Here is a 26,996-nt window from a genome sequence, read left to right as displayed (position 1 = left end):
ACAACATGTCGCGCTCACTACCCGAGACGCACCTTACATTTTGTGGGTTCTATATGCAAATAAGTTGCGCTTTAAATAAATGCAACTTACTTGCTTTAATGATCGCTCCTCCTTCACGTCTTCCTGTCACCGTTCTTTCCGGCTTTCTCGGTGCCGGAAAGACCACGCTTCTGAACCACATCTTGCGGAATCGTGAAGGCCGCAAAGTGGCGGTGATTGTGAATGACATGAGCGAGGTGAATGTGGATGCCCAGTTGGTGAAATCCGGTGATGCAAAGCTCAGCCGCACCGAAGAAAAGATGGTGGAAATGAGCAACGGCTGCATTTGCTGCACCCTGCGTGAAGACCTGATGCTGGAGGTGGGTAAATTGGCCCGCGAAGGTCGCTTCGATGCGCTGGTGATCGAGTCCACGGGCGTCTCAGAGCCCATGCCTGTGGCGGAGACCTTCACCTTTGAAGATGAGGCGGGGCACTCCCTTTCCGATTTAGCGCAACTGGACACGATGGTTACCGTGGTGGATGCCCGGAATTTTTTGGAAGACTACCACAGCACCGAAGACCTCCAAGACCGAGGCCAAGGCATGAGTGAGGAAGACGGGCGCACCCTAGCCCACCTGCTGACGGACCAGATCGAATTCGCCAACGTCATCCTCATCAACAAGACCGACTGCGTGGCACCTGAAGAAGTGAAGGAGATCCAGGGCATCATCCACGCCCTCAATCCCAAGGCAAAAGTCCACCTCACCCAGCACTCTGAGGTGCCCTTAGAAACAGTGATGCACACAGGTCTCTTTGACATGCAGGAGGCGGAAGAAAGCCAGGGCTGGCTGGACAGCCTCCAAGGCCACACGCCTGAGACTGAGGAGTATGGCATCAGCAGTTTCGTTTACCGGGCTCATCGCCCCTTTCACCCCGAGCGTTTTCAGGCCCACCTCAAGGCCTCCTGGGAAGGCGTGGTGAGGGCGAAAGGTCTCTTTTGGTTAGCCACTCGCATGGAACTGGCGGGTTTTGTTTCTCAAGCGGGCGTCTTGCGTGACACCCGCGCCCTTGGCTTTTTCTGGTCGGCCGTGGATCAGGCTGAATGGCCGCAGGATGCGGTGAGCCTCCAGGAGATCCAGGCAAACAGCCGTGACCCGTATGGCGATCGCCGACAGGAGATCGTCATCATCGGCCGTCACATGGATCAGGATTCCCTGCGTGCAAATTTTGATGCCTGTCTATTGACGGATGAGGAATACGCTGGAGGGCCTGCGGCCTGGAGCCGATTCCCCGATCCGTTTCCGAAATGGGGTCCTGCGGAAGAATAAATTCACGCGCCATCACAACTTCATTCCATCGCCAGCACCCCAGGGTTCCAGGTTTTGCAACTTTTGGTTAGCCAGTTCTGCATAACAGTCTGGCAGATCAAAATGCGCCAGTACGCCTGGCAGCATCACGGCATAGGGCCACTGGTATTCCGCATCCTCTGCGATCACTTGGAAAGAGGCGAGCGCATTTTTGAGGGTCACCTGCTTGACCTCGTTTGCAAATAGCGCAGTCAAGCCAGCGACCAAAGCACCCCACCCGCGCCCAGCGAGGTGGATCTCCTGATGTCCCGCCGCACGCAGGGCTTGGATGACCCGCAGAACGTCAAACACTCGCTGGCCTAACAAAGGACGGTTCAACATCAATCCATGCGCGGCATAGAAATAGTGGCTGCCGTAAGGTTTCAAAAATTGATTCACTCCGCAGGTATTCGGCTGGGATTCCCCGATGCCACGAACATCGCAACCGTAGAAAGCCGCTTCGGGCTCGGCCTGGATGAGTCCCTGCACCCAGGCATCGCTGCGCATCTCAGCATCGGCGGAATGGTGGGAGAGGTAAAGGATGGCCCGCTTGGCCGCACCGGGAATGCGGGAGGTCAGCTCCTCTTCCTGGAGGCGAGTGAGGAGGGCATGGATGCCAGGCTCCGTTTCTACCGTGTAGGTGCAGTAGGCTTTAGCCGGGTATTTGCGTGAACCTGCTCCACGAAGGATGCCGTAATCCGGGGCCGTGGTGGGCAGTGGGGGCAGCCGCAGCACCTCACGCACGGCGGCTTTTAAAGCTTCCCCCTTCAGGGCCTTGCGCTGCTGGGCTAGGTTTGCGACCTTCTCCTGGGTGAAGGACATGAGCGTGCGGGACTTCAGCTCCGCCACCTGCCCTTTGGGCGCGCACAGCAGCGTTTCGTCTTTCTCTAGGGTCAGCGTGGGCTCTGCGGCTACTTCGGGCAGACCCGTGACCTTGTTGAAGAAACGGTACATCGCCTCGCGATTGGACTGCGAGTAACCATGCGGGTCTGGCCCGGTGTGGAGCTGGATGTTCTCCGGTCTACCTAACAAGGTGTATAACTTTTTAAGCTGCTCATAGGCCTCGGCAGAACCGCGAGCATCAAAGAAATCCTTTTCCTGTGCCATGATGATGACGGGCTTCGGAGCCATGGCAGCGATGAAATCCAGGTGATCCAACCCCAGTGCCAGCACCTGCGGCGGGCACTGCTCCGTATCGGCGGGCAGTTCGTTTTCCACGTTGCGACGGAAGGTTGTCACAAAGCAGGAGGGCGCACCCATGGTAAACCGGGGCTCCAGCCCGCAGAGCCAAGTGGTCTGTGTGCCGCCGCCCGAGTTGCCCGTGACACCGAGATGCTGCGGGTCCACCTCATCCCGCGTGAGCAGGTAGTCCAGTGCGCGGATGCCATCCCAGGCAAACCAGCTGCCGAGGAACTCGCCGACAAGCGTCTGGGAATTGCCCATCTGGATGTGCTCTGACACACCACCACCCAGACGCGACTTCAGGCCTGCATTGTCCAGGTATTGAAAGCGTTCTCCCTGACCTACGGGGTCAATGATGAAACAGATGTGCCCAAGTCGCGCGAGGCCCTGGGCAAAGCTCTGGTAAGCCTCGGCGGCCTTGCCATTCAGGGAATGCCCGCACAGGCCCACGGTCGCAGGCATCTTGCCCGTGCGACCTTTCGGCACATACATATTGCCCGTGACGAAGTAACCCGGACGGCTTTCAAAGACGATGTTTTCGATCCGATATGCCTCGCGCTCCACCACGCCTGTGACCTTCGCATTCAGCGGCGTCTTCTCGGGCAGCGGGCCAAAACTCTGACGGATGCGCTTCTGCACAGATTTCACATAGGCCTCAGCATCGGCCTGAGTTTTCAGGGCGGCACGCTGGGCATTCCCTTGGGCTTCGATCCCACGCACCACATCCACCAACCAGTCCTGCTGCATGCGCGGGAAACGGTTCAGCGGCTCCAGGGCAGGGGAAGAAACCGGGGCCGATGTGACTGCGTTGGCCGAGGCAGGTGACTTGGGTTTGCTGCCACCTTGCTGGGCCTTGGCGAGCGTCGGCAGGCTGAGCAGGGTCAGTCCGGTACTTTGAAGAAACTGGCGGCGAGGAGTGATGGAGGGAGCGGAAAATGGCGCAGACATGTTTGCAGGAGTGTACCTTTCTCCCTGGCAGTTTCTTTCCCGCAGTCTTTGGAGCCGTGGAGGAACGACGCCCCGTGTGTGCCATCACCCGCATTGTGCGATGAACACGACTTCAGGCATGATTTCGCACGCGGAATATTTCAGTGCGTTGAGTTCGGGTGGCAGCCTCCAAAAACCGACTTTTCCTGATCGGAAATCTAGTTTAGATTTATTCTATGATGATCGACCGCATCGCACCGGAAGCCTTAAAGCTTCCTCTGGAGGAGCGGATACAGCTTGCGGCCTCTTTATGGGAGAGCATTGAAGATCCGTATGCGCTGGCAGCGGATCGGGAAGACGAAGAGGCCATCTTGTTAGCGCTCGTGCGAGATGCAGAAATTGAATCCGGGAAAGTCGCCCCAATCTCACACAGCGATTTGATGAGGCGTCTTCGAAAATGAAGATTGAATCTCTGGGTGACCGCGGTGAAGCATGAGAAGAGGCACCCTGCGTTTGGTTTGGGGCGACGCTAAATCATCAAGGGAGAGCAAGTAGAAACGCGCCATCGCCTACCTTCTAAAAGTTATAGCATTTTAGATAAAGGAGTCACCCACCCTAAAATTGAATCCCCGAATGGGAGTGTGATTGAGGATCGAAGACGAGTCGCGTCATTTTTTTTGGAAAAGGTCCCCTTTCGCGAACGAGGTTCTGCGTGCTGCGCCCTCCCCCCTCACCTTGGCCTCTCCCCCAATTCTTGGGGGAGAGGGAACGCGCTTTTGGCAGCTCAAAATTGAAGACCTAACGGGTGCTAATCATAGAGCAAACGAGCGCCGAATGGTCTTTAGCCTTAGAACGCGAAAAGACGCCTCCCTCGCCCCAGGAACTGGGGAGAGGGCCAGGGGTGAGGGGCAGTCGAGAGCTCTCGGGGATCGAATTTTAGAAGTGTCGTTTTTGGGAAAAGAGCACCCCTCTGCGAACGAACTTTCTACGTGCTGCGCGCCTTCACCTTGGCCTTTCACTTCGCGGCTTCTCACCCCCAATTCTTGTGGTAGAGGGAATGCGCTTTTGGAAGCTCGGGATGAGCACAGACTAGCTACATCATTTTTTAAAATACTCTAGAATACTGTAAGCCCGTTATGGATTCATTCCTGGAGGCACGCTTCATAAAAAAACGGGTCTTCGGAGTGACCGAAGACCCGTTTGGTGAAGAGCTTTTTAAAGCGGGGTGATCAACCAGCGATGGAGAACACCTCACGGGCGTCGGCGATGCTGCCTGTCAGGGCGGCGGCGGCGACCATGACGGGGGACATGAGCACGGTGCGACCCGTGGTGCTGCCCTGGCGGCCTTTGAAGTTGCGGTTGCTGGAGGAAGCGCAAAGCTGGTCACCCACGAGCTTGTCGGGGTTCATGGCCAGGCACATGGAGCAGCCTGCATTGCGCCATTCGAAACCGGCGTCGGAGAAGACTTTGTCGAGGCCTTCCTGACGGGCCATGACATCCACGATCTGGGAGCCAGGAACAGCGATGGCTTTGACGCCTGCGGCGACCTTTTTGCCCTTGATGAACTTGGCCACTTCGCGGAAGTCGCTCAGACGGCCGTTGGTGCAGGAACCGATGAAGGCGACGTCAATCTTCGTGCCTTTGATCGGCTCGCCCGCAGGCAGTTTCATGTAGTCCAGGGCGTCCTGGATGGAGATGCGGCCGGGTTCAGTCGTGGCGCTTTCAGGGGTCGGCACGTTTTCAGTAACGGCGATGGCCTGATCCGGGCTGGTACCCCAGGTGACTGTCGGCGGCACGTCTTCAGCACGGATGTTGACGACGTCGTCATACTTGGCGTCCTTGTCGGAAGCCACTTCGCGCCACTTGGCCACAGTGCTGTCCCATTCAGCGCCTGTCGGGGAGTAAGGGCGGCCTTTGAGGTATTCAAAGGTGGTTTCATCCGGATTCACGTAACCACAGCGGGCACCGCCTTCGATGGCCATGTTGCAGACGGTCATGCGCTCTTCCATCGTGAACTCGTCAAAGATATTGCCGCCGTATTCGTAGGCGTAGCCGATGCCGCCATTCGCGCCCAGGAGGCGGATGATGTGCAGGGCGACGTCCTTGGAGTAAACTCCGGGGCGAAGTTTGCCCTCCACATTGATGCGGCGGACCTTCATCTTGCCCATGGCCATGGTCTGAGTGGCCAGGATGTCACGCACCTGCGTGGTGCCGATGCCGAAGGCGATGGCGCCAAAGGCGCCGTGAGTGGCGGTGTGGGAGTCGCCACAGGCGATGGTGGTGCCTGGCTGGGTGATGCCCTGCTCTGGCCCGACGACGTGGACGATGCCCTGCTTGCCGCTGGCTAGGCTGAAGTAGGTGATGCCAAATTCCTGCGCATTCTTGTTCAGCTCCTGGATCATCGCCTCAGCGAGAGGATCGGAGAAAGGCGAGACCTGGCTATCGGTCGGGACGATGTGGTCCACCGTCGCGAAGGTGCGGTGCGGGTAGGCTACCTTCAGGTTGAGGTCGCGCAGCATACCGAAGGCCTGCGGGCTGGTCACTTCATGCACCAGGTGGGTATCAATGAGAAGCTGCGTCTGGCCGTTCGCAAGAGTTCCGACGACGTGAGATTCCCAGACTTTTTCGAAGAGTGTTTTGCCCATGGTGTGTGAAGGATACGTTCCCGTCTGCCGGGTGGAGGCAAACCGGGGGAGGCCAGACTAGCACGAATTCGCGCGAGTGCAATTCACCGCGAAAAAATGTCATTTTCCGGCGGATGTCTCGGGTTTTCGGCCTGTCAAAGGCGCGAATGGGAGCCAAATGTCACCTCTAGGATCCCCCTGCCAGAGCCTGACGTGCGGTCTGCTCCGTCAGCAATTTAGAGGCATTCACCTCCACCAGGCTTTCGCGACCGAGGAATTCGAGGAGGATTTTGACACGATCCTGCCCATTGTGGATGCTGTTGACGATGCCTTTCAAGCCCCGCATCGGGCCCTCGGTGAGCTCCACAGTGTCCCCCACCTTCATGCCAGAGGGGACCTCCTTGATGTCCTGGCCATCCATCTCCTCACGGATCAATTGTATGACGCGATCTGAGACCGAAACCATCTGATCTCCAAAATCCACAATGCGGATGACATTCTGCGAATGCCGCACTGCTCGAAGCGAATCGGCAGGAACAAAACGCGCAAAGAAGTAGCTGGGGAACAAAGCCTCCACAAACCACACCTTTCCCCGCCGCGTGCTCCGCTGAAAGCGGATGCGCGGGCAGTAGCTCTCTACCCCAGGCAGCCCCTGCATCATGGCGGCAGCCAGATGCTCGCATTTAGGTTTAGAGTGAATGACGTACCACGCAGGCTGGTCAGATGGCATGAGGTCTCAGACTGCAACGGCTACCCCGTTGCAGCAACTTTAAACCAGAAGCATTGCCAGCAGGTGGTGGGCTAGATCACTTTTTCTTTTTCGCGGGGGCCTTCGCCTTGCCTTTTCCAAAGCCAAATTTTTGGTACCACTTTTTCTCCGATTCGGGAGTATCAGGGGCGGGAGGTGCTGCTTTTTTACTGGCAGATTTGCCATGACGTTGTGGGCGAGATTCCGCTGCCGTTTCGGGTGACTTGGGTGATGGGGGGCTCCACGGCTGGACTTTTTCGGCAGATGCACTGCTGCGTTTACCTCCCTTTTTGGACATGGGTTGGTTTGCAGTGACTTCCTCCTGGCGTGGTCCTGCTGGACGATCTGTGCGCTCACCTAGGCTTCGGGCGCTCGATTTCTTCGATCCTTCAGAGCGGAATTTCCCCCCTCTTTGAGGGGCTGGATCCTGACGCTGAAACTCCTGTGGCCGGGACTCTTGAGTGCGATTTGGGGGGGCCTCCTCCCTGCGCCGATTAGGCTTCTGAAATTCACCACGCGACTTGCCCGAAGGCCTAACTGGTGGTTTGCCACGAAGAGGTTCAAAACGAGATTCCTGTGCTTGGGGTCTCTCGCGGGTGAGTTCAAAGTCCACCTGCTTTTTAAAACGATCCAACTTGTAAATCTGCACCGTCACGCGGTCGCCAAGCTTGATCACCCGATGGGTGTGGCGGCCGATGAGGTGATTGCGCGTGGGTTCCAGCATGTAGAAATCATCCTGGATGGAGGATAGCGGCACCACGCCGCTGAGGCCCAGGTCTGGCACATCCACAAAGAAACCAAAGTTTCGAGTGTCTGTGACCAGGGCCGAGTAGGCTGTGGGATTGCCTGAGGCGAGCTGCGACTCGAGGTAAGCGTAAAGCTTCACCTCTTTGCTGTCGCGTTCGGCATCGGCCGAGTTTTTCTCCGTCTCGGTGATGTGTTCGGCGATCTGTTTTAGCGCCGGGATGGGTGCCTCGACTTTGTCAAACAACACACGGTGGACGACTAGATCCGCGTAACGGCGGATGGGCGAGGTGAAGTGCGTGTACTTCGTCTTGGCGAGGCCGTAGTGGCCCAGAGGCTCCACGGCGTAACGGGCACGCATGAGGGAGCGCAGGAAGCCGATCTTCAGGGCCTGGCCGATGGGCAGGGTGCCCAGCTTGGCCAGCAGCTTTTGTACTTCTGGGCGGTGGGAAAGATCACCGCAGGGGATGCGGTGGCTCAGCACATCCTCACGGTAGTCTTGCAGTTTCTTGTCCTTCGGCGCTTCATGGATGCGGTAAACAGCGGGGCGATTCCGCTTCATGAGGTCGGCGGCCACGGCTTCATTCGCCAGCAGCATGTATTCCTCGATGAGTTGGTGAGAGACATCGTTTTCGATGCGTTCGATGCGCAAGACGCGGCCTTGTCCATCCAGGCGGATCTTGTTCTCTGGGAAGTCCAGATCCAGGGAACCATTGTCAAAGCGAGCCTTGCGGATGAGCTGCGCCATGTCATGCGCATCATGCAGCATGGATTCGATCTCGCCCACAGGTTGGCGCTGGATGACAGCGAAGGCTTCCTTGTAGGTGAAGCGACGCTTGGACCGGATGACGGCAGCGTAGAACTTCGTGGAGATGACCTCGCCGGTTTTGGACAAGAGAAATTCCACGCATTTGGTTAGCCGATCCACGTCTGGTTTCAGCGAGCACAGCTCGTTGCTCAGCGCCTCAGGCAGCATGGGAATCACGCGGTCCACGAGGTAGGTCGAGTTGCCGCGCTTTTTCGCCTCCACATCCAGCGGGCTGCCGGGGCGGACGTAGTGTGACACATCGGCAATGTGCACCCACACCTTCCACTTGCCGCCGGCGGCAGACTGGATGCAGATGGCATCGTCAAAGTCACGCGCATCGTCCGGGTCAATGGTGATGACATTATGGCCCCGGCAATCCACGCGCTGAGCACTTTCCTCCACACTCGGTTGGTTATCCGGGCGGGATTTGGCGATGCTGTTGGCCTCGGCCAGCACCTCTTTGGGGAAGTGCAGCGGCAGGGCGTAGTGGCGGAGCACGGACAGCATGTCCACGCCTTCGGCATCGGGCGCGCCCAGGACTTCGATCACTTCGCCTTCGGGTGGTGTCTGGCGGTTTTCCCAGGCGGTGATTTCCACCACCACCTTATCACCCATGTTCGCTTGGCGGCCCACATCGCGCGGCTCGGGCACGTAGATGTTGTGTGGGATGCGGGGATCGTCTGGGATGACGTAGAGGAACTGTTTGCTGCGCTGCAGGGTGCCCACAAACTGGGTGCGCTTGCGCTCCAGGATACGAACCACCGTCCCGGAATTATTATCCGTTACGCCTTTGCGCAGGCCGGTAGGCTTGACGTCGCGCCGCACCAGCACGCGGTCCCCATGCAGGGCGGTGGAGGTGGCGCTTTCAGCAATGCTGATTTCGCCGATGCCGGATTCATCCGGCTGGACAAACCCACGCCCGCCACGGGTGATCTGGATGATGCCCGGCACGAGGTCGGCATTGCGCGATTCGATGTAGCGATTGCCTTTGGTGCGGATGATGAGGCCTTGTTTGACGAGGTCCACCAGCACAGCTTGCAGCTCTTGTTGCTGACCTGGGTTCAGGCGCAGGAGGTCAATCAGCTCAGGGACGTTCGAAGGCGCGTAATCGGCCTGCCCGAGCAGTTTCAGAATTTTCGATTCCATAAAGGAGGTTACACAGAAACTCCGCCGGGCGTCACCTTTGTTTGTAGGTGACAAGCGTCCAGGCTGGAAAACTCTGCGTTTGTTAATTGAGGTATCTTACGTTTGTATCACTGCATGAACCCAAAAGGCATTCACTTTCAGTTTCAGGGCAAACGCGGTCTTCCGGCCGTTTTGCCGCTGATCTTCATGGCGATTGTCGCCATTGGGCTCATTGCATTATTTGTCTTTGTAGGCCTTGCCATTGCGGCGGTAGGCCTGGGTGTGTCTGCCTGCGCAGCACTTTATTATGCCGTTCGCCGCAAACTCACTAGCACCAGTTATCGCTCATCTCCGCTGAATGATCAAGCACATCGTGAAAATCCCCCTCACGACGTGAAGGTGATCGAGGTGGAAGCAGTGCGCGTGGAGCGTGAGTGAGTTTACGCTGACGCCGATTCATCAAGTGGGGCGTTCCCCCCATCAGTCTTTTGACTGCGGGACATAAAACAGCTTCTCAGCGTTAGCCAGAGCAAGACCCACCCGAGCGAAAACACAATCCGGTAAACAGCCACATCTTGCCTGTCTTTGAGCTCCGATGCTCTGATTTCCTGGAGTAGCTTGTAGCTGTAGAAAGCCGATTCGAGACTGTATAATGCCAGGATCCCGAACAGAGCACTAATAAGCGACGACTGCCACGGGCGGCTTCTGTCCCAACTGAGAAGCCTGAGCGGGGGTTGGGCTGCTACGGACGCTGCGCAGCAAAGCACAAAGAAAAAGGGGTAGCCCAAGACCGCAATCAAGAAGCCTCCAGCGATGGGGATCCCAATAGAATCAGCCTCTGGCGGATACCAGTCGAGGTGTTGAGTCACCTCAAAAAACCCTATCATGAGGAACGGGTGAGCAACCCAAAGAAGAGTCGAAAGGCACCATATCAAAGAGACAATCAAAACCTTACGGTTCTTCATGGCAGACTCATTTCACTCCGTTGTTCAAGAGGCTTGTCGGCGTTCGCCGTCGTTCGATCACTCCTCCTTTTTCTTCGCCGCCAGCTTGTGTTTGATCACTTCAATCACGATGGGCAGGACAGAGACGAAGATGATCAGCACAAAGACGAGCTTCAGGTTATTCTTGATGAAGGGGATGCTGCCGAGGAAGTAGCCGGCCAGGGTGAAGCTGAGCACCCAGATGAAACCACCGCCTAGGCTGTAGCTGAGGAATCGGGAGTATTGCATCTGGCCGAAGCCTGCGGTGAAGGGGGCAAAGGTGCGCACGATGGGGACAAAACGCGCGAGGATGATGGCCTTGCCGCCATGCTTGACAAAGAAGGCCTCGGTCTTGGAGAGGTAGTCTCGTTTGAACCACTTCTGCGTCACCATCCAGGTCCCGGCCTTGCGGCCGATCCAGTAGTTCAGGTTGTCTCCGATGATGGCCGCCGCGATCAGCAGCGGGATGATGAGCTCTAGCCGCACAAAGCCCTGGACGGACAGTGCCCCCACGGCAAAGAGCAGGGAATCCCCCGGCAAAAACGGCGTGACCACCAGCCCGGTCTCACAAAAAACAATGGCGAAGAGCAGCACGTAAATGAGCGTGCCATAGTTCTGGGCAAACGTGAGCAGGTGCTTGTCCACGTGCAGGATGAGATCAAGGAAGTCGCCAATCATGAACGTGTACTTTCCAGCCTCAGCGCGACGGGGCAAACGAAATGTCAGTCAGATAAGGGCTGCCTTTAGACCGTTCCCATTCCCACGGGGGCTTTCATCCCTCATCACCGTCCTGCGGCGTCACGATAAAGCCTGCGGTAGCACTCGGCCATGGCTTCCATGGAGTAGCGCTTCAGCACCGTCTCTCGGGCACCGCTACCACAGCGCGCGAGGAGTGCAGGGTCCTTTAGCGGGGCCTCGATGCAGTCCGCAAGCATGTCTGCATTCTGGATGTCTGACAAAAATCCGGTTAGGCCATCTTCGATGACTTCGGCATTGCCACAGGCGGAATGCGCCAGCACAGGCACGGCGCAGGCCATGGCCTCCAGCACCGCATTGGATAGACCTTCGATCTCGGACGGAGCGGCCAGCAGATCCATGGCGCGGTAGTACTTAGGCAGGTCGTTCTGATGCCCGGCCCAGAGGATGCGATCCGCGTAACGATGCCCCTTCATGGCTTCGATGAGGCGTTCACGGTCCGCTCCACCATCGCCCACCACCAGCAGGCGCAGGCTGGGCCATTGAACGGCCAGCTTTTCAAAGGCGGCAAAGAGCATCTCATGCCGCTTCAGCGCCACGAGGCGGCCCACGATGCCCACCACGATGGCATTGCCGGGGAGGCCCAGATCTTGTTTGGCCAGGGCCCGATCTCGGGCTGGCGAAAAGCGCTCGCTGTCCACGCCATTCGGCGTCACCACGATCTTCTTTTGGGGGTCCAGGCCCAGCTCTTGCAGATTATCCCGCACACTGCTGCTCACCACATGCACGCTGTGGCACAGCTTAAAAAACCAGCGCCGTTGGGCCAGCCGTTTCGGGGTGAGGTCCTGCTTTTGTACCTGCCCATGCTCCCCATGCACGATGGGGTGCGTGAGGCCGCCCAGAGTGGCCAGCGCCGCATAGATGAGCGTGCCTAAATTGTGTGAATGGATGACCTCTGCCTGCGTCTTTAAAATGTGTTTTCGCAGGGCGAGCACGGCCTTGAGAGAAAAGCCGCCCGTCTTACCCATCACCACCACCTTGTCAGGCTCGGGCATGCGTTCGGCGAAGTCGCCGCGAAAGCGCAGACAGGCCGAATGAATGTCAAAACCTTGGCCATTCAGCCTTTGAGCCACATTGACCACGCCGTTCTCCAGCCCGCCTGGGGCCAGGGAGTCGAGGACGTGCAGGACGCGGACGGTGGGGGAGGTGCTCATGCTTCAGTCAGCCACGGCCACCAGACCCACGGAGGGAAAAAGACGCTGGCAGAGCTTGCGCCGTAGCTTATGGGGCAGGGGACTCAGCAGTAGCTCTGTGGTGTCCACCAGGGCATTGATCAAAGCGCTGCGCTGGGGTTTGCCAAAACGGAAGACCCAGGTGGTGGAAAAGCCATGCTTCTTCAGCAGCTTGCGCATCTCCCGGTGGGTCCATTCCTGAAAGTGAAAGCACTCCAGCTTGTCCGTGAAAAAGGCTGAAATGTCATGCGGCCCCGTGTAGCGGTGCGGGGTGTCATAGACGTAAACACCGCCCGGTTTCAGCACCCGGCGGGCGATCTGGAAATGGGGAGCGATGTCATCCGGATGCAAATGCTCCAGAAACTGGTAGCTGAAGCAGATATCCACCGACTGCGGCGCGACATCCAATGAGTAACCGTCATAGACGACCAACTCAAGGTTAGGCGGGGACTCTTCCGTGGCAGAGCGCTGGTCTGAGATGTCCACCCCGATGACTTTTTTCACCTTGGCAGCAGCGGCGGCAGCTAGGCGGCAGTCGCCAGGGGCAAATTCCAGCAGCACGCTATCCGGCTTCAAGAAGGGGGCCAGGAGCCGCATCTGGGAGGCAACCTTGCGTTTGCTATCCTCCGGCGTATCCCGGCGGGTCAGGCGTGGATGATCCGGCACGCGGTCGAAGAGCTCGCCATACAGGGTGGCGAAAAGGGTCGTACGTTCTTCCTTGGTGGACTTCCTCAGGCGTGCGGCCAGCTCGCGCTCCACCTCATAATGATGACGCAGGCGGTCCAGGGTGCGGGATGATTCAGAGGCCATATAAGGTATTATCGTTGCGTGCAGGCAGCGCACAGGTCCAGGAAGATGCCCGTGGCAGCCGTCCATGAATAGTGGTCTTCCACGTTCATGCGAGCCTGTTTTGCCACTTTATCTGCCAGCACAGGCTCGGCAGCGAGTCGCAGGATCTCACGGGCAAAATCGCCCGCTTCATCGGCCAGCAGGATGTCGCTGTCATGCACGACCGGCAGGCCTTCCGCCCCGATGCGGGTGGAGATCACTGGCACTCCCATGGCCATGGCTTCGTAGATCTTGATGCGGGTGCCGCCGCCCGCGCGCAGCGGGACGATGATGGCGTGGCAGCTCTGCACATGCGGCCGCACGTCGTCCACTGTACCGGTGATGTGGATGCGGTCGCTGGCTCGGTCACGCAGGCTCGCGGGTGGATTCCGGCCGATGATCTTTAGGTGGCAGTCGGGCCGCTGGGCATGCACGAGGGGGAGGATGTCATCCAGGAAAAACTGGCAGGCATCAATGTTCGGCATCCAATCCATGGAACCCAAGAAGCCTAATGTGAAGGGTGACAGAGGAGCCGCTCCTGGTTTAAAAAACGTCACATCCACGCCCGTCGGCACATCGCCCAGCACATTCGTCAGGCCATAGAGATCGCGGGCCAAGCGGCTGTCATCAGGGGAGACGGTGATGACGCCGTCAAAGAGCCGAGAGAGCTTGTCCTCCCATCGGTGCATACGCCGGTATTGCAGGTGCAGGTAGCGGCGTTTGATGGGTGAGGCCTCCGCCTCCGCCAGCCGTTTCCAGATTTGAGATTCGATGTTGTGCTGAAACAGCACCGTCGGGCAGGCAAAGTCCACGCCCAGAAAGTTCAGCGCTGGAGCTAGGAAATCACAGATCACCAGATCAAATTCTTTCCCCGCTGCCATCTCTTGCAGTCGTGCCCGCAGCTTCGGCTCTTCGTAGCGCTGCACCGCATAGGGGCGGCTGGTCAGAACCGTACTGCGCGCCAGATCCACCCAAAAGCGGGGCGAACTCTTCGGCACCTGCTTGGACGTGATCCAGATTTTTCGCTGGGCATAAGCATCCGCCTCCTCTTCCGAAGAAACCTGCGTCCCCTCTGGCAGCAGGGCCAGATACGTCACCTCATGCAGGCGACTAATCTCCGTCAGCATCGCATGCGTGCGGCGTTTTCCCCCCGTATCGAGCGGATGAAGTGGCCCCGTTTTTACCCAGAGAATGCGCATGCGCCCCGCAGATAAAACAGGGAGGTGCTTCTGTCACGTAGAGAACCTTTCTGGGCACAGGTGAAAAGCTGGATTTTTTAGCGCATTCAAAACGAGTCAGGCTCGGCTCGATGACTGTGCCAAAACCGTAGCACGTAAACGAGGCTCTGATCCGCCTCCACTCGATAAATAATGCGATAACTGGCTTTGAAGACTTTGATTTCGCGTGTTCCAGGTAGAAGAGCGGATTTGAGTTTTTCCCAGCCAACGCTTTGCTTGGAATCGTCAGGTATTGGTGAGTTACATGGGCAAGATCACGCACATATTGTCCCCTCCCCCTCTCTGGTTCACTGTGCAGCGTCCAATAGTCGTCTATCTCGTTGAGATCACGAAGGGCAGACTCTGTTAGGCGGATTTGGAAAGTCGGCGTGCCCATTTGGCTTCCATCTGAGGGATCAATTCTTCCAAACCCAAAGTGCGTCTTTCACGGATATCGGCTTCCGCTTCGACGACAGCATGCAGAAATCGGGCCTCCTCATGCAAATTGGCCCAGGCCTCTGAGCTTTCAGGCAGATCCGACAGCCACGATAGAGTTTGTTCTTTGACGCTCATCGAGTGAATAGTCTTTGACGTGGATTGATTTGTAAAACCGAGACTCTTTTGGCTCGGAGGAACACAAATACATGTTCGTATCGAAATCTGGTTGCCGAGCGCCTGAGTGCGATTAATCTACTTGCCCGCCAAACAGGCGAACGCCGGGATAGCTCAGTGGTAGAGCAGTTGATTTGTAATCATCAGGTCGCGAGTTCGAATCTCGCTCCCGGCTCCCTTGAAATTCAACGAGTTACGTTGAATTTGGCTGCATAAATAATTTCTAACTGTGCAGACTCTGTGCATTTTAACAGGGCATGTGATCCTGACTCTCAGGTTAGCCTGGGCGAATCCACCATGTAGGTGATGTTCACAACATGCCTGGAATTCGTCATTTTGACAGCTGAAGCAGGCGAATTGATATAACCACAGACACAGAGTTCCGCGTCAATCTGCCAGATCTGACGTTCACGAAGTCTTCGACCGCTCATAGTGAGGCGGTGTCATGGACTGGCCTCTGTGTTTAGATATTTTTCACCACTCAAAATAAATCCTTCAGATTGACCTTCAGACCATCCGCGATTTTCAAAAGCACCCAGAGGGTCGGTCGGGCTTCATTTCTCTCCAGGTTGGGAATGGTGTTCCGGCTGATTTTGATTTTCTTTGCGAGTTGGGCCGCTGAAATTCCTTGTCGTTCTCGTTCGGCCTTCAATGCCATGACAATGGCGCGTTCGCGGGGATCAATTTGAGATGGGTTTTCCACCTCGTCACAAATCCCGCGTTGACGACACTAGCACGCCCATTAAAATGGGCATTACTCATTCTGAGAAGGACTGAAAATTATGATGCATTACCACATCCACAAAGATGGTCAGCAGGTTGGACCATTGACTGAAAATGAAATCACCACAGGTGTTAATTCTGGTCGTTTTCATGTAAATGACCTGGTGTGGCGGGAAGGCCTTGCTGAATGGCTGCCTATTTCATCAATATTTCCTTCTCTCCTTCCCAGTGGAATCAGTAGTCCTCCTGTACCACCGCCAGTCCCTGTAAGCCAAGCAGAGGAAAAGTTCGGCTGTAAGCATCTTTTCGGACTGGTGTTAGCAGCCATCTTTGGACTGGTGATCCTGGTAGCTATGTTTGGAGATTCTGACTCCTCAAAAGTTGAAGCCTCTTTGACAGAAGAACAAAAAGCAAACGAAGCCAAGAGGCAGGCGAAAGACGGGAATGCCATTATTGCTAATGCATCTGAAGGGACCACTCTTCAAAAGGAACAGTATGAACGTGAGCATCTAGGCAAGAGGTACTTTTTTAAAGGGAATGTGACGGATGTGAAATCAAACCGTACAATCACTGTCATACTGGACACCTGGAACCATGCAAACGTCACATTCCTGTCAGAAGATGTCAGTTCATTCCATAAAGATAAAGTGGTGTATTTCTCGGCAATAATTGAAGAGTTTGGTACAGGGATGCTTGTCAGGCATGATCTTGGAGAAGCAAGAATGGAAAATATAGACAATCCTGAGGAGGTATCCATGGAAGTGAAAACACAAGAACCCGTGAACCCTAATATCAAAGGGCCAAAGATTCTTGATATTCAACTTGGTGACCACATTTTCGAAATCCGCGATGTCTTCAATAAGAAATATAGATCTGAATTACAGGGTGAAGAAATGGAGATGAGGAGAGCCCCCGACAATTCTGCCATCATATGCACCACGGCACAAGGTTTAAAGGCGCTTCAGAAGATGGGTGTTCTTCATGGTTTTCAGAATGCAGTGCAGTCTTCAAAAGACAAATCAGCGGCTCTTTTGTTTGGAGCACTAGCTGGCGAAGACGGATTCATTGGAGGCACTATCGAACTAAAAACTTTAAAGGCTCCCATCATCTATGCTGACAAGGATGGGATCATTAACAAAGTCTTGATCAGTCCTATGGCGGCACAGGTTTTCTTTGGAACAGGATTTATGTCCAATAAGGAATTTGCCAGTTTTATGCATTCCAAGTATGATCTGCCTGATTTGGAAGGTGAGCTTGTTGAGGTCAGCGACGGGTTTACTCGCCAGACAAATTTTGAGACAAAATACTTTGGGTATTCCCACAGTTATTCCGTCAGTATTGACGAAACGAAAATGTTTGTCATTGAATCAATAAAGTAGGGGCATCTAAAGATTGCGACAGTCTGCATGTCAATCACACAGATTATCTGGATTCGGTTGTCCCTTCAGTCTGAGGAAATGTCAAATAAGGACTGACACATTGCACGTGAGGTTGTCACCGATGATTTCAAACCCCACCAGTCGGAAGCGTAACTTCCGTGTCAATCAACGAATTTAAGGGACCAAGATACCTGAGCTTGCCACAGCCGCTTAAATCGAGCCGCTTTAGCCCTTCATGGGCCGCTAGAGGCGAGATATCTGTGACCATGTCACAATGCATCAGGTTCACGCTGTGCAAGCGTTGAAGGCGAGCGAGCGGACTGAGATCTCTTAGAACCATGGCTCCAGAAAGATCAAGTACCCGGAGTGATTTCATATCACCGATCTCAGTAATGTCAGTGAGAGTTGTTGCCCCCTGAAGTTTAAGGTTCTCAATTTTTAGAAGTTTGCCCAAGACTTCGACATTTCGCAATGATTTGCACTGCACTAAGTGAAGAACTGTAAGATTGCTCAGAAAGCGAAATGAATTCAGATCCTCTACATCCTCTGGCAGATTGACAGAGAGACCAGTCAAAGATTGGGGAAACAGCCACGCAGAAAGTTCCTGCGCAGACTTTGCCACTAATTCTAAATACTTGAGGTCTGACAAATGTGAAACAGCTTTCAACACCATGGCTGTCAATGGCTTCAGAGCCTGGATCTGAAGCCGTTTAATACGAGATGTGGGCACGAGCCCTTCCAGGCCTCTGTAGGCGCACCAGGACACTGCTATAGGCTCGTCACCGGGCGGTAGAGGGCCGGGCGGACAAACGTCGGAACCGAGGACCGCGACGGGAATAGAATTGACCACTAACGTATCCCAGCCGCCATATTTTAGAAATTCAAATGTCCATACGGAATCCCGTTCCCTGACTTTCGATGGCAGTGGGCAGAGAATGCCAAATGCCTGTACCTGAGAAGGGACATCTTCAGGTTTATTCAGAATCAGAGTATTGCCGCTGAGCTGAGCATCGTCGGGAATGTCTAATAAGAACCCGATGTCTCGACTTCCATGACCAACCATCGTCCAGAATAAGGCAGCAGAAAATTGGAAGTCAGAAAATGGGCAGCGGTCAGAATCTTTGAAAAACGGTTGAACATTGACAATTATGGACCGTGGAAATGTCTGGGATATCAAATGTGTAAAAGGAGACTGGAAATGTCCTACAGCATAGAGATTTTAACATCGACAAATGCACGCCAAGCTTAGTAACTAAATCCAAATCGAAAAAGTTGAAGGAACCCCTCTAATTTGAGGATTTTGGGGGTACATTTTGTAACGAAATTGAGTGCTTTTGAGCCAAATAATATGGGAGGAGAGACGCTGGCGGATACATTCTGTAATCTTCTCTTAATATCCATAATATTTGCAATGTTATGGATATTAATTACATGTACAATTTGAAAACTATTCTATAGTTCTCAAATTGAGAATATAGGGGTCATTCATTTTTGGTTTTTTTTCGCCCCAGAGGCTTCTAGTATAATGCATCGAAATGCGATTGTCAATCACAGTTGGTTGGAAAATGGACGCCAATAATTTATTCAGAATGAAAATTTCGCCCACCGCTTAACCCAGACGCTTCAAAGAATTGCTGAATAAGTTTATCAGCATAAACATTCTCATTTGAAATAGTTTGTCATTCTACGTGACATTCAATTTTTTGATAAATGGCTTGCATACCATACTATTTTAGTATAAATTATTCCTGTGAATAAAAACACCAAAATTCTAAACATCCGAAATCGAAATATCGATAGACTTAAAGGGGCTATCGCAAAACTGAATCCTGACGAGCACATGTTTCTGAGTGGACCTGATGGATTCGTGTCAGGACGAAAGGGGACATTTTACCATCCTTCATCAGGGTTATTTGTTACCGCGAGTGGTCTGGTAAAGAACTTGGACAAGATGTCTTTTGAAAAGGGAGTTCAAATATTGACCTCGAGGCTGTGAACTTAGAGGCATGTCGCGACAGTGATTTGATTGAATAATCACCTCAATGTCAGTATTAACGCAAAGCAGGGTCTGGTCAGAATCTGGCTTTTTAACAAGGCGAGGCATGTGAAAACCTCTAGCGAGGTCCCTTCTAAGCCGATGGCTACAAGGGCCTTGGACTGAGCCATTTGGTATTCTAGGCATAGACGTCCCTCGCTCTTCCGTTCTGCCAGGCCAAATTTGCCAGAATATGGTGTGAGCAATCAATCAACGCCGCCGAGGGTGTAACATATTGCTTTAATCCATTGATGATTTTCGCCGACCCTCACACAACCTAATATATTATATATACATTCTAATTAATACAGTCCACCTCAATAGATACAAATCAGGAGATCTGGACAACTTTCCCTACTCACCAATGGGAGGAGACCCAAAATTCAAGTTTAATGAAACAACCCAAATACGTAAAATCTCAATTTGTCCTAACTCGAGGCGCTTATTCTAGGATCTCGAATATCGACAGGCTGCTCGCACTCCTTATCCATAAGCTTCGCAAGCAACTTTCTAACCGAAGAAACAAATTTCAGAATAAAACTGCAAATCAGTTTGTGGATTATCGGTTTACTTCGCTCAGCGCCAAGAGAGACCTCACGGCGGTATTGGGAAAGAATTACAGAAAAACAATTCTTGAGGCAGAGGCCCTAGGACTAATTAATATATTTCGCAGTAAAGTAAACATTGAATCTTATTCACAGCGCAAGAAGGCATCTTTCAGTAAAAAGTACACAGTCAATGACGAAATTTGGAATCAAATAAAGAATAGAGAATTTATAATAATATACCTTCAGATCCCAAATCCAGCTCTGACACACAAGTATGGTTCTCACAAACCAAGCAGTAAGGTAAAAGATAAATTTCTTATAATCAAAAATAATTTGGACCAGCTCATTATTGCCGACGAAGTATTTAGTGACCCGGACTTTGACTATCTTGAATCAAATTCTTATGTTCGCTCTTTTTTTACCAAGAAGTATCTGATCTCAGATGGCGATCCAGATGCGATGGACGAAGAGAAGACAGGTAGAATATATCACGATGTCATATGCATGAAAAAGGCGTTGAGAAAATATATTCGTCATGTCGGTGGCAAACCTCTACTCATTATTGACGCTTCAGCCATGAACCCAATTCTTTTGGCTAGTGAAATTGAAGATTGGAAAGAAAGGTATCGCTGGTTAAGAATATGCATGTCGGGTAATTTTTACACAGATCTTGTCGGAGTTGATAAGATTGAGAAAAATGAATGGAAAACCCCATTTATGGAAGCTATGTCCAGTAAGGACTTAAAACACAATGAAAAGGTCCAACAGATTCGTACAGTGATTCAGAGAGATTTTCCATCTCTTCACGCAGCCCTGCAAAAGATTCATAAAAGCGGGGTGACGGTGGCCAGGAAACTAGGGAAAATCGAAACCAAAATCTTTAGATTTACTTTTAAGAATGAAAGCCGTTTTCACGTGTCTATGCATGACGGTCTATTGATCTCAAAAGAGGATCTTGTGTACTTCAATAACGCCATCCAAGATGCAGCTAAAATAATTATTGGCTATCCTCTCTTACTGAAAGTCGAGACTCTTGCAGGCGATGTCATTGGTGAAGGTGCTAAAATCCATGCACGGACTACTTGTGTAAACAAAGATTATGACACGTCGATGTCATTAAAACAAATAGCAGCCTAGTGAGATTGGCGCATGGACAGGGACAGTTTTATTCGGTCTCCAGTAATCGCCGAAACTCTCCGGTGTTTTTCAACGAGTAGCCGTCGCGATCATTGTTGAAGGAGGCCCATGTCCGCTTGGCACCGCTGAGGCGGCTGCGACTCACCCATGTCTGGAATTCCGCATCGGTATCGTCATGTGGGTACCATCGGATGGTGCCGTGGAGCCGGACATAAATTTGGTCCGTGGCTTGATCTGCTCATCCGGCACGTCCTGCCTCGTTTGAGGCTGTCGAGCATGGGATGCGCCGCACCGCCACGCGATATGATAAAACCGATGTTTCTTCATGGCTTTTGACCTGTTCGGTATCTGCATCTTATTCCTCAGAAACTAATCTTGAAACATGCCTTAGAGAATCTGAGATCACCTTCATCTGGTTTTATAAAGTCAGACGCTCAAAAAAATTTTGGCCAACATTCATTCCATATTTTTCCATAGTACGTACAAGATCCGATGGTTCCATTAGTGGTCTACTGAAATGTCGGCACAAAGATGCTTTCTTATTAACTGGAAATTAACTCTTGAATGGCAATGTCTGTGGGGTTATCTTACTTAGTTAGTATGATTTCAGTTAAACCAAACAAAAAAATTCAAAATGACATAGAGGCACCTTTATTATCTAGAAAAGACGTCTGCCGTATCATGTGTGTATCAAATATGACCGTCAAGCGGTTGCAGGGGCGTGGTCTTTTGACCCCTATATACTTTGGCCCAAGGCTTATCCGCTATCGCTCAGAAGACGTGGCTGATTTAATCAGCAAATCCGCCGCTTAGTGCTTGTTACATATTGACAATAAAGATTGGTGTCGCTCGCGATGTGCATAGTTGCTGCAAGTTCGGTAGTGATGAACAGGCGAATCTGTCCACGTTTTAGGGCGCACGTCACTGAGAAGCAGCAGATGGCCATGTTGCACTGAGTGTGTCACGAAATTTAGGCTGTTTTCAAAGCTTCTGCCCCAGGACATCTGGACGAAGTCCAAGTGACTCCTCTTAGCCAATTATAGCCATTTTAAAAGGTTTTCATCGCGTCGTTTTTATCATGGTACCCCCGCCCTCGTAGCCAGAGAAAGATGACTGGAGTGACAATAAGAATGTGGATCAAGCTGGAGATCATGCCGCCGATGACGGGCGTGGCGAGGGGTTGCATGACTTCAGATCCTTGACGGTGGCTCCACATGATCGGCAGCAGGGAGGCGACAATGGTGGCAACGGTCATCACTTTTGGGCGCAGGCGCAAGCGTGCGCCGTCCTTCACGGCCTGTACAAGGTCACTATAGGCGAAAGCGGCTCCAAGTTGCGCCATGCGGGCTTTCACGGTCTCCTCCAGATACACCACCATGACGACGCCGGTTTGAACAGCGGTGCCAAAGAGGGCGATGTAACCGACCCAGACGGCTCCATTGAAGTTGTAACCGAGCAGTTTTTGCAGCAGCACGCCACCACTCAAAGCGAAGGGCACGGCGAGCATGACGTGAGCGGCCTCCAGTGCGCTGTGATACACGATATAGAGCAGCACGAAGATGATGAGCAGTACGATGGGAAAGACAACCTGCATCGTCTGAACGAAACGGCGCTGATTTTCATACTCGCCGGTCATTTTGTAGGTCATGCCTTCCCAATTGATGGCCTTGAGTTTCTGCTCGACCTCCTGAACGAAACCGCCTAGGTCTCGGTCTTGCACGTTCGCCTGAACGTAGGAACGAAGTCGTCCGTTCTCACTGGCAATCTCATTGGCACCAACTTCACGGGTGATCTTCGCCACCATGCCAAGCGGGATATAAGTGACGGGAGTGTTTCCCGAGCTCAATGCCATACCTGCGGCTGGTGCTGCACCCGTGCCACCGGTCATGCCTCCGCCACTTCCCAACGGATCGGCACCGGATGCACTCATGCCCTGACGTTCAGCAACAAGGATGCTGCTGAGTTTCTCGATGTCGTCACGCTCGCCGCGTTGCACGCGGATCTGGATGGGGAAGCGCTGCCGACCTTCGATGGTGGTGCTGACGTTCTTGCCACCGATGGCAATCTCCACGGCATCAAGCACATCCTTGGCACTGAGGCCATAGCGGGCCATAGATTGGCGATCCACCTGGATATTGAGGTAGGGCTTTCCCTGCACGCGTGAGGGCGATACTCCGGCAGCTCCTTCGATGCTGTTGATAAGTTTTTCGATCTCGAAGGCTTTGCGCTGAATCTTATCGAGGTCGTCACCATAGATCTTCACGCCGACCTGCGCTCGAATGCCAGTGTAGAGCATGAGGATGCGGTTCTCGATGGGTTGCAGGAAGGCTGGCACATAGCCAGGCACTTGCTTCATCTTTTCAGTTAGTTCGGCTTTGAGTTTTTCCACTGTCATGCCTTCACGCCATGCAGGGTTGCGTTTTACGCTCCAGCGACCATCGCGGATGTACTCAGGTTTGAGCATGATCGTCGTTTCCAGCATCTCCGTGGGCGCGGGATCGGTTGCGGTTTCAAAGCGGCCCAGCTTGCCCGCGACAGACTCGACTTCGGGAGTCGCGGCGATGACAGCGTCCTGCCAGGACATGACGCGCTGGATCTCTTTGAGGCCGGTTTTTGGCATCATCACAGGCATGTAGAGCAGACTGCCTTCATTGAGCGGAGGCATGAATTCTTTGCCAAAACCAGTGACAATCTCACTGAGACGCGGATAGCCAGCATCGCGGATGCCCTTCACCGTGGCGCGTGGCAGGCCAAAAGCGGTGAGCAAAGCTACCATGAGGATACACATGGCTGCCGTGATGACCGTTTTCCGATGATTGAGTGCCCAGTTGAGAGTTGGCTCATACAAACGGAGCAGGAACTTCATCACGATGTTGCTTTCCTCTGAATGAAACGGCCCGCGTACAAGTAACGAGCACAACACGGGCACCAGTGTCACCGCAAGCAGAGTGGAGCCGATCATGGCAAAGGTCTTCGTGAAGGCCAACGGATGGAACAGTTTGCCTTCTTGACCGCTGAGCGCAAACACCGGCACAAAAGCGAGGATGATGATCGCCATGGCGAAGAAGATGGGCCTGCCGACCTGTGTGCAGGCAACGAGCGTGACATCCCAGGTCTCTTTAGAGTTTAGCCGCCCGCCTTTTTTGTGCTCAGCTTCTTCACAGTGTCGGATGACATTCTCTGTGACGACGATAGCGGCATCCACCAGCACGCCGATGGCGATGGCGATGCCGGTGAGCGACATGATATTGCTGGTAATGCCAAACTCCTTCATCAGCAGGAAGGAGATCAAGATCGAGATCGGCAATGGCAGTGTTACAATGAGGATGCTGCGGAAGTGCCAGAGAAAAATGATGTGTGCGAACGTGACGAGAATGAACTCCTCCAGCAGCGCGTGCTTAAGCGTGCCAATGGTGTTGTCGATCAACTCACTGCGGTCATAGAAGGGCTTGATGGTGACACCAGGTGGCAGGCTGGGCGCGATCTGTGCGATCTTTTCCTTGATGCGCTCGATGACGGCTTTGGCGTTTTCGCCAGTGCGCATGACCACGGTGCCACCCACGGCTTCATGGCCATTTAAATCAAGCGCACCGCGTCTAAAGTCGCCACCGATCTGCACGGTGGCGATGTCCTTCAAGTAAATGGGTGTGCCCCCCATTGCCTTCACGGTGACGAGTTCCAGGTCTTCGACACTTGTGACGAGGCCGATGCCACGCAGTACGAACTCGGCCCCATTTTCCTCCACTACCTTGCCACCGACATTGAGGTTCGCATTCTGCACCGCCGTCATCACATCCATGAGTGTGACGTTCGACATGCGCATCTGGGTGGAGTTTAGCTCGACCTGATACTGCTTCACAAAACCTCCGATGCTCGCCACTTCTGCCACACCTTGCACGCTGGCGAGTTGGTAGCGCACATACCAATCTTGCAGCGAACGAAGCTCCGCGAGATCATAGCCGCCGTCCTTTGCTTTGGAGGCATCGACATCGAAGTAGTATTGATACACCCAGCCGAGGCCGGAGGCATCAGGGCCAAGCTGCGGCTTCACACCTTCAGGCATGGAGCCTTGCAAGTAGTTCAACCGCTCCAACACTCGCGCTCGTGCAAAGTAGGTGTCCACCTTGTCCTCGAAGATGATGGTGATGAGTGAGAAGCCGAACATCGAAGTCGCACGCACCTCTTTGACGCCTGCCAGACCTTGCAGGCCAGTCGAAAGCGGGAACGTCACCTGATCCTCCACCTCCTGCGGGCTGCGGCCCATCCACTCGCCATAGACGAGCACTTGGTTCTCCGTGAGGTCGGGAATTGCATCGACAGGTGTGAGGTAAATGGCTCGCACGCCCAGCGCGATAAGCAGCAGTGCAGCACAAGCGACTAAGAAACGGTTTTTCAGGCTCCAATGAATGATGGTCTCAATCATGGCAACACTTCCCCAGGTTTGATTTCCTTCACGCACTCCAGCATGTCACTGCCGAAGAAAGGACTGTGCCCGGCGCGGGTGCTGAGCTGTATCCAGCGGCCTTTGGCGGGCACCTTTGGCACGATTTGATCCACCATGAAGCATTCCCAGACTTTGAACTCAGGAGCGCCTTTCGCCATGCGTAGCGGTTCCAGCAGGGCGGTGGTGGCGACCGTGAAGGTGTGGAAGGCGATACGCGCCTGCTTGATGTCCGCAAAGCCGTGAAAGTGTCGCGCTTTGTCGAGTGCATCGAGTTTGGGTTTCCATTCGGGATTCGTGCTCAAGGCGGTGATGAGATCGCCTGTCTGCACCATCGCGGCTTCGCTGGCTTTGTTGAAAGCGGCAAGATCATCATTGGAAAGCGTGGCAGCCATGGCATCAGCGACTTTGATAAAACTGCTGATAGCTTTGCTCTGTGGCGCTGTCAGCTCGGCGATAGACGTGGCGGGTGCCATGGGTTCCATTGGTGATGCAAAAGAACGGTTCATCTCCGCCTGGCCGTCAATCAGAAGGTTGCCGTTCGTTACGATCTTATCGCCAGCCTTGATGCCAGAGAGCACCTCCAGCAAGGTGTCACCACGTCGTCCGATCTTCACCACACTTCGTGCGTAGGCACCTCCACCTTGATCAACATAGACCACGGCTTCTGGTCCAGTCTGGATGACGGTGGACTTTGGCACCGTGAGCACTTCCGGTAAGTCCACCTTCACCGTTCCCTCGGCATAAAGTCGGTGAAGCAATTCGCGGCGACCTTCGACTATCGGATTCGGCAGTTCGACACGCACCTGGGTGGAGCGTGTGGTTTCATCAAAGTTCGGATCAATGAAGGTGATTTCACCTGTGAAGACTTTGCCCGGCACTGATGGTGTGGTGATCTGCACCTTTTGTCCGACCTTGATCCATGGCATGTCTTGCTCATAGGCATTGAACAAAAACCACATGACACTGAAATCAGCGATGGCAAAAAGCTTCTGTCCCATGGTCACATACTGGCCTTCAAAGACCTCATGCTCGACCACGGTGCCAGTAAGTGGCGCGAGGATTTCTGAGTTCAGTGCATCCGCAGGTTTGGAGTCGAGAGCCACGATTTGTTTTTCAGTGAGGCCTAATTGACGCAGCCGTAGCGCGGTGTTCTTTTTCAGCTCACCAGTGAGTTGCCGATATTCACGTTCTGCTTGCAAAAGCGTGGGGCTGTAAAGCAGTGCCAGCGGCTCGCCCGCGACGACTTCGACGCCATGATGATTGGCAAACAGGCGGTCGATGCGCCCGTCCACATACGCGCTCAGGATGCGGTGGCGACGCTGATCGTCATTGATGATACCGGAGACTGGCAGTGATTTGGTGAGCAGCTGCTTTTTGGCCTCCACTGTTTGCACATGGAGGACTTGGATTTGATTTTGTGTGAGCGGCACGACATCGCCACCAGAGGCGTCGAAACCCTTTTCACCTTCATAGACGGGCGTCAACTCCATGCCACAGATCGTGCAGCGCCCTGGCTTGTCGCTCTTGATCCACGGATGCATGGCACTCTGGTAAAAGAGCACCTTTCGCTCACTGGACGACGGCGCGGCAGTTATGGGAGTGCCTCCAAATTTGTCACGGAGGAACCAGCCTCCGGCGAGTGCAGCGATGATGAACAAAAGTGTGATGAGGTTCTTCAT

20 protein-coding genes and 1 tRNA gene are annotated in these 26,996 nt (G+C 53.7%); 6 read left to right on the top strand and 15 right to left on the bottom strand.

The window, feature by feature from the left end; genetic code table 11:
• Positions 1 to 98: 98 nt before the first annotated feature.
• A complete protein-coding gene (zigA, locus tag HNQ64_RS03030) occupies positions 99 to 1,307 on the top strand; it encodes a zinc metallochaperone GTPase ZigA (RefSeq protein WP_184205233.1) in 1,209 nt (402 codons plus the stop codon).
• Between the two features lie 12 nt (positions 1,308 to 1,319).
• On the opposite strand, the gene HNQ64_RS03025 is transcribed toward zigA, so the two are convergent.
• On the bottom strand, positions 1,320 to 3,455 hold the full coding sequence (locus HNQ64_RS03025) for an alpha/beta hydrolase family protein (protein WP_246430919.1): 2,136 nt from the start codon (positions 3,453 to 3,455) through the stop codon (positions 1,320 to 1,322).
• Positions 3,456 to 3,670: 215 nt separating this feature from the next.
• Here HNQ64_RS03025 and HNQ64_RS03020 point away from each other — a divergent pair, with 215 nt between their 5' ends.
• On the top strand, positions 3,671 to 3,895 hold the full coding sequence (locus HNQ64_RS03020; RefSeq protein ID WP_184205231.1) for an addiction module protein: 225 nt from the start codon (positions 3,671 to 3,673) through the stop codon (positions 3,893 to 3,895).
• 768 nt (positions 3,896 to 4,663) lie between these two features.
• On the opposite strand, the gene leuC is transcribed toward HNQ64_RS03020, so the two are convergent.
• The 3 genes from leuC to rnr form a co-directional block, all read right to left on the bottom strand.
• Positions 4,664 to 6,079, bottom strand: coding sequence for a 3-isopropylmalate dehydratase large subunit (leuC, locus tag HNQ64_RS03015; protein ID WP_184205229.1), 1,416 nt, complete (start codon positions 6,077 to 6,079; stop codon positions 4,664 to 4,666).
• Positions 6,080 to 6,245: 166 nt separating this feature from the next.
• Positions 6,246 to 6,788 carry a transcription termination/antitermination protein NusG gene (nusG, locus tag HNQ64_RS03010; protein WP_184205227.1) on the bottom strand — a complete coding sequence of 181 codons (543 nt, stop codon included), beginning with the start codon at positions 6,786 to 6,788 and terminating at the stop codon, positions 6,246 to 6,248.
• 76 nt (positions 6,789 to 6,864) lie between these two features.
• Positions 6,865 to 9,504, bottom strand: a complete 2,640-nt coding sequence (gene rnr, locus HNQ64_RS03005; protein ID WP_184205225.1) for a ribonuclease R — start codon at positions 9,502 to 9,504, stop codon at positions 6,865 to 6,867.
• Positions 9,505 to 9,618: 114 nt separating this feature from the next.
• Here rnr and HNQ64_RS03000 point away from each other — a divergent pair, with 114 nt between their 5' ends.
• Positions 9,619 to 9,921, top strand: coding sequence for a hypothetical protein (locus tag HNQ64_RS03000; protein WP_184205223.1), 303 nt, complete (start codon positions 9,619 to 9,621; stop codon positions 9,919 to 9,921).
• Positions 9,922 to 10,505: 584 nt separating this feature from the next.
• Here the strand turns inward: HNQ64_RS03000 and HNQ64_RS02995 are convergent.
• The 6 genes from HNQ64_RS02995 to HNQ64_RS02970 all read right to left on the bottom strand — a co-directional run bounded on the left by HNQ64_RS02995 (position 10,506) and on the right by HNQ64_RS02970 (position 15,012).
• Positions 10,506 to 11,144: a DedA family protein gene (locus HNQ64_RS02995; protein ID WP_184205221.1), complete on the bottom strand. Its 639-nt coding sequence runs from the start codon at positions 11,142 to 11,144 to the stop codon at positions 10,506 to 10,508.
• Between the two features lie 104 nt (positions 11,145 to 11,248).
• A complete protein-coding gene (locus HNQ64_RS02990; protein ID WP_184205219.1) occupies positions 11,249 to 12,376 on the bottom strand; it encodes a glycosyltransferase in 1,128 nt (375 codons plus the stop codon).
• 3 nt (positions 12,377 to 12,379) lie between these two features.
• Positions 12,380 to 13,204 carry a class I SAM-dependent methyltransferase gene (locus HNQ64_RS02985; protein WP_184205217.1) on the bottom strand — a complete coding sequence of 275 codons (825 nt, stop codon included), beginning with the start codon at positions 13,202 to 13,204 and terminating at the stop codon, positions 12,380 to 12,382.
• Positions 13,205 to 13,212: 8 nt separating this feature from the next.
• Positions 13,213 to 14,421, bottom strand: a complete 1,209-nt coding sequence (locus HNQ64_RS02980) for a glycosyltransferase (RefSeq protein WP_184205215.1) — start codon at positions 14,419 to 14,421, stop codon at positions 13,213 to 13,215.
• A gap of 86 nt (positions 14,422 to 14,507) precedes the next feature.
• Complete coding sequence (locus HNQ64_RS24430) at positions 14,508 to 14,693, bottom strand: type II toxin-antitoxin system RelE/ParE family toxin (RefSeq protein WP_184206128.1); 186 nt, start codon at positions 14,691 to 14,693, stop codon at positions 14,508 to 14,510.
• A 112-nt stretch (positions 14,694 to 14,805) separates the two neighbouring features.
• Positions 14,806 to 15,012, bottom strand: a complete 207-nt coding sequence (locus HNQ64_RS02970) for a hypothetical protein (RefSeq protein WP_184205213.1) — start codon at positions 15,010 to 15,012, stop codon at positions 14,806 to 14,808.
• Between the two features lie 142 nt (positions 15,013 to 15,154).
• Between HNQ64_RS02970 and HNQ64_RS02965 the strand changes: the two genes are divergently transcribed.
• Positions 15,155 to 15,226: transfer RNA gene (locus tag HNQ64_RS02965), tRNA-Thr, on the top strand.
• Between the two features lie 306 nt (positions 15,227 to 15,532).
• Here the strand turns inward: HNQ64_RS02965 and HNQ64_RS02960 are convergent.
• Positions 15,533 to 15,754, bottom strand: coding sequence for a helix-turn-helix domain-containing protein (locus HNQ64_RS02960; RefSeq protein ID WP_184205211.1), 222 nt, complete (start codon positions 15,752 to 15,754; stop codon positions 15,533 to 15,535).
• Positions 15,755 to 15,833: 79 nt separating this feature from the next.
• Here HNQ64_RS02960 and HNQ64_RS02955 point away from each other — a divergent pair, with 79 nt between their 5' ends.
• Positions 15,834 to 17,153, top strand: coding sequence for a DUF4339 domain-containing protein (locus HNQ64_RS02955; RefSeq protein WP_184205209.1), 1,320 nt, complete (start codon positions 15,834 to 15,836; stop codon positions 17,151 to 17,153).
• 127 nt (positions 17,154 to 17,280) lie between these two features.
• On the opposite strand, the gene HNQ64_RS02950 is transcribed toward HNQ64_RS02955, so the two are convergent.
• Complete coding sequence (locus HNQ64_RS02950) at positions 17,281 to 18,216, bottom strand: leucine-rich repeat domain-containing protein (RefSeq protein WP_184205207.1); 936 nt, start codon at positions 18,214 to 18,216, stop codon at positions 17,281 to 17,283.
• Positions 18,217 to 19,580: 1,364 nt separating this feature from the next.
• On the opposite strand from HNQ64_RS02950, the gene HNQ64_RS02945 reads away from it, so the two are divergent.
• Positions 19,581 to 20,873, top strand: a complete 1,293-nt coding sequence (locus HNQ64_RS02945) for a hypothetical protein (RefSeq protein WP_184205205.1) — start codon at positions 19,581 to 19,583, stop codon at positions 20,871 to 20,873.
• A gap of 28 nt (positions 20,874 to 20,901) precedes the next feature.
• On the opposite strand, the gene HNQ64_RS24240 is transcribed toward HNQ64_RS02945, so the two are convergent.
• The 3 genes from HNQ64_RS24240 to HNQ64_RS02930 form a co-directional block, all read right to left on the bottom strand.
• A complete protein-coding gene (locus HNQ64_RS24240; protein WP_184206126.1) occupies positions 20,902 to 21,090 on the bottom strand; it encodes a DUF72 domain-containing protein in 189 nt (62 codons plus the stop codon).
• 831 nt (positions 21,091 to 21,921) lie between these two features.
• On the bottom strand, positions 21,922 to 25,296 hold the full coding sequence (locus tag HNQ64_RS02935; RefSeq protein WP_184205203.1) for an efflux RND transporter permease subunit: 3,375 nt from the start codon (positions 25,294 to 25,296) through the stop codon (positions 21,922 to 21,924).
• A complete protein-coding gene (locus HNQ64_RS02930; RefSeq protein ID WP_184205201.1) occupies positions 25,293 to 26,996 on the bottom strand; it encodes an efflux RND transporter periplasmic adaptor subunit in 1,704 nt (567 codons plus the stop codon). Before HNQ64_RS02930 ends, HNQ64_RS02935 begins: the two co-directional genes overlap by 4 nt.

The organism is Prosthecobacter dejongeii (assembly GCF_014203045.1).
GTDB classification, from domain to species: domain Bacteria; phylum Verrucomicrobiota; class Verrucomicrobiia; order Verrucomicrobiales; family Verrucomicrobiaceae; genus Prosthecobacter; species Prosthecobacter dejongeii.
This window is presented reverse-complemented; position numbering and strand designations above follow the sequence as displayed.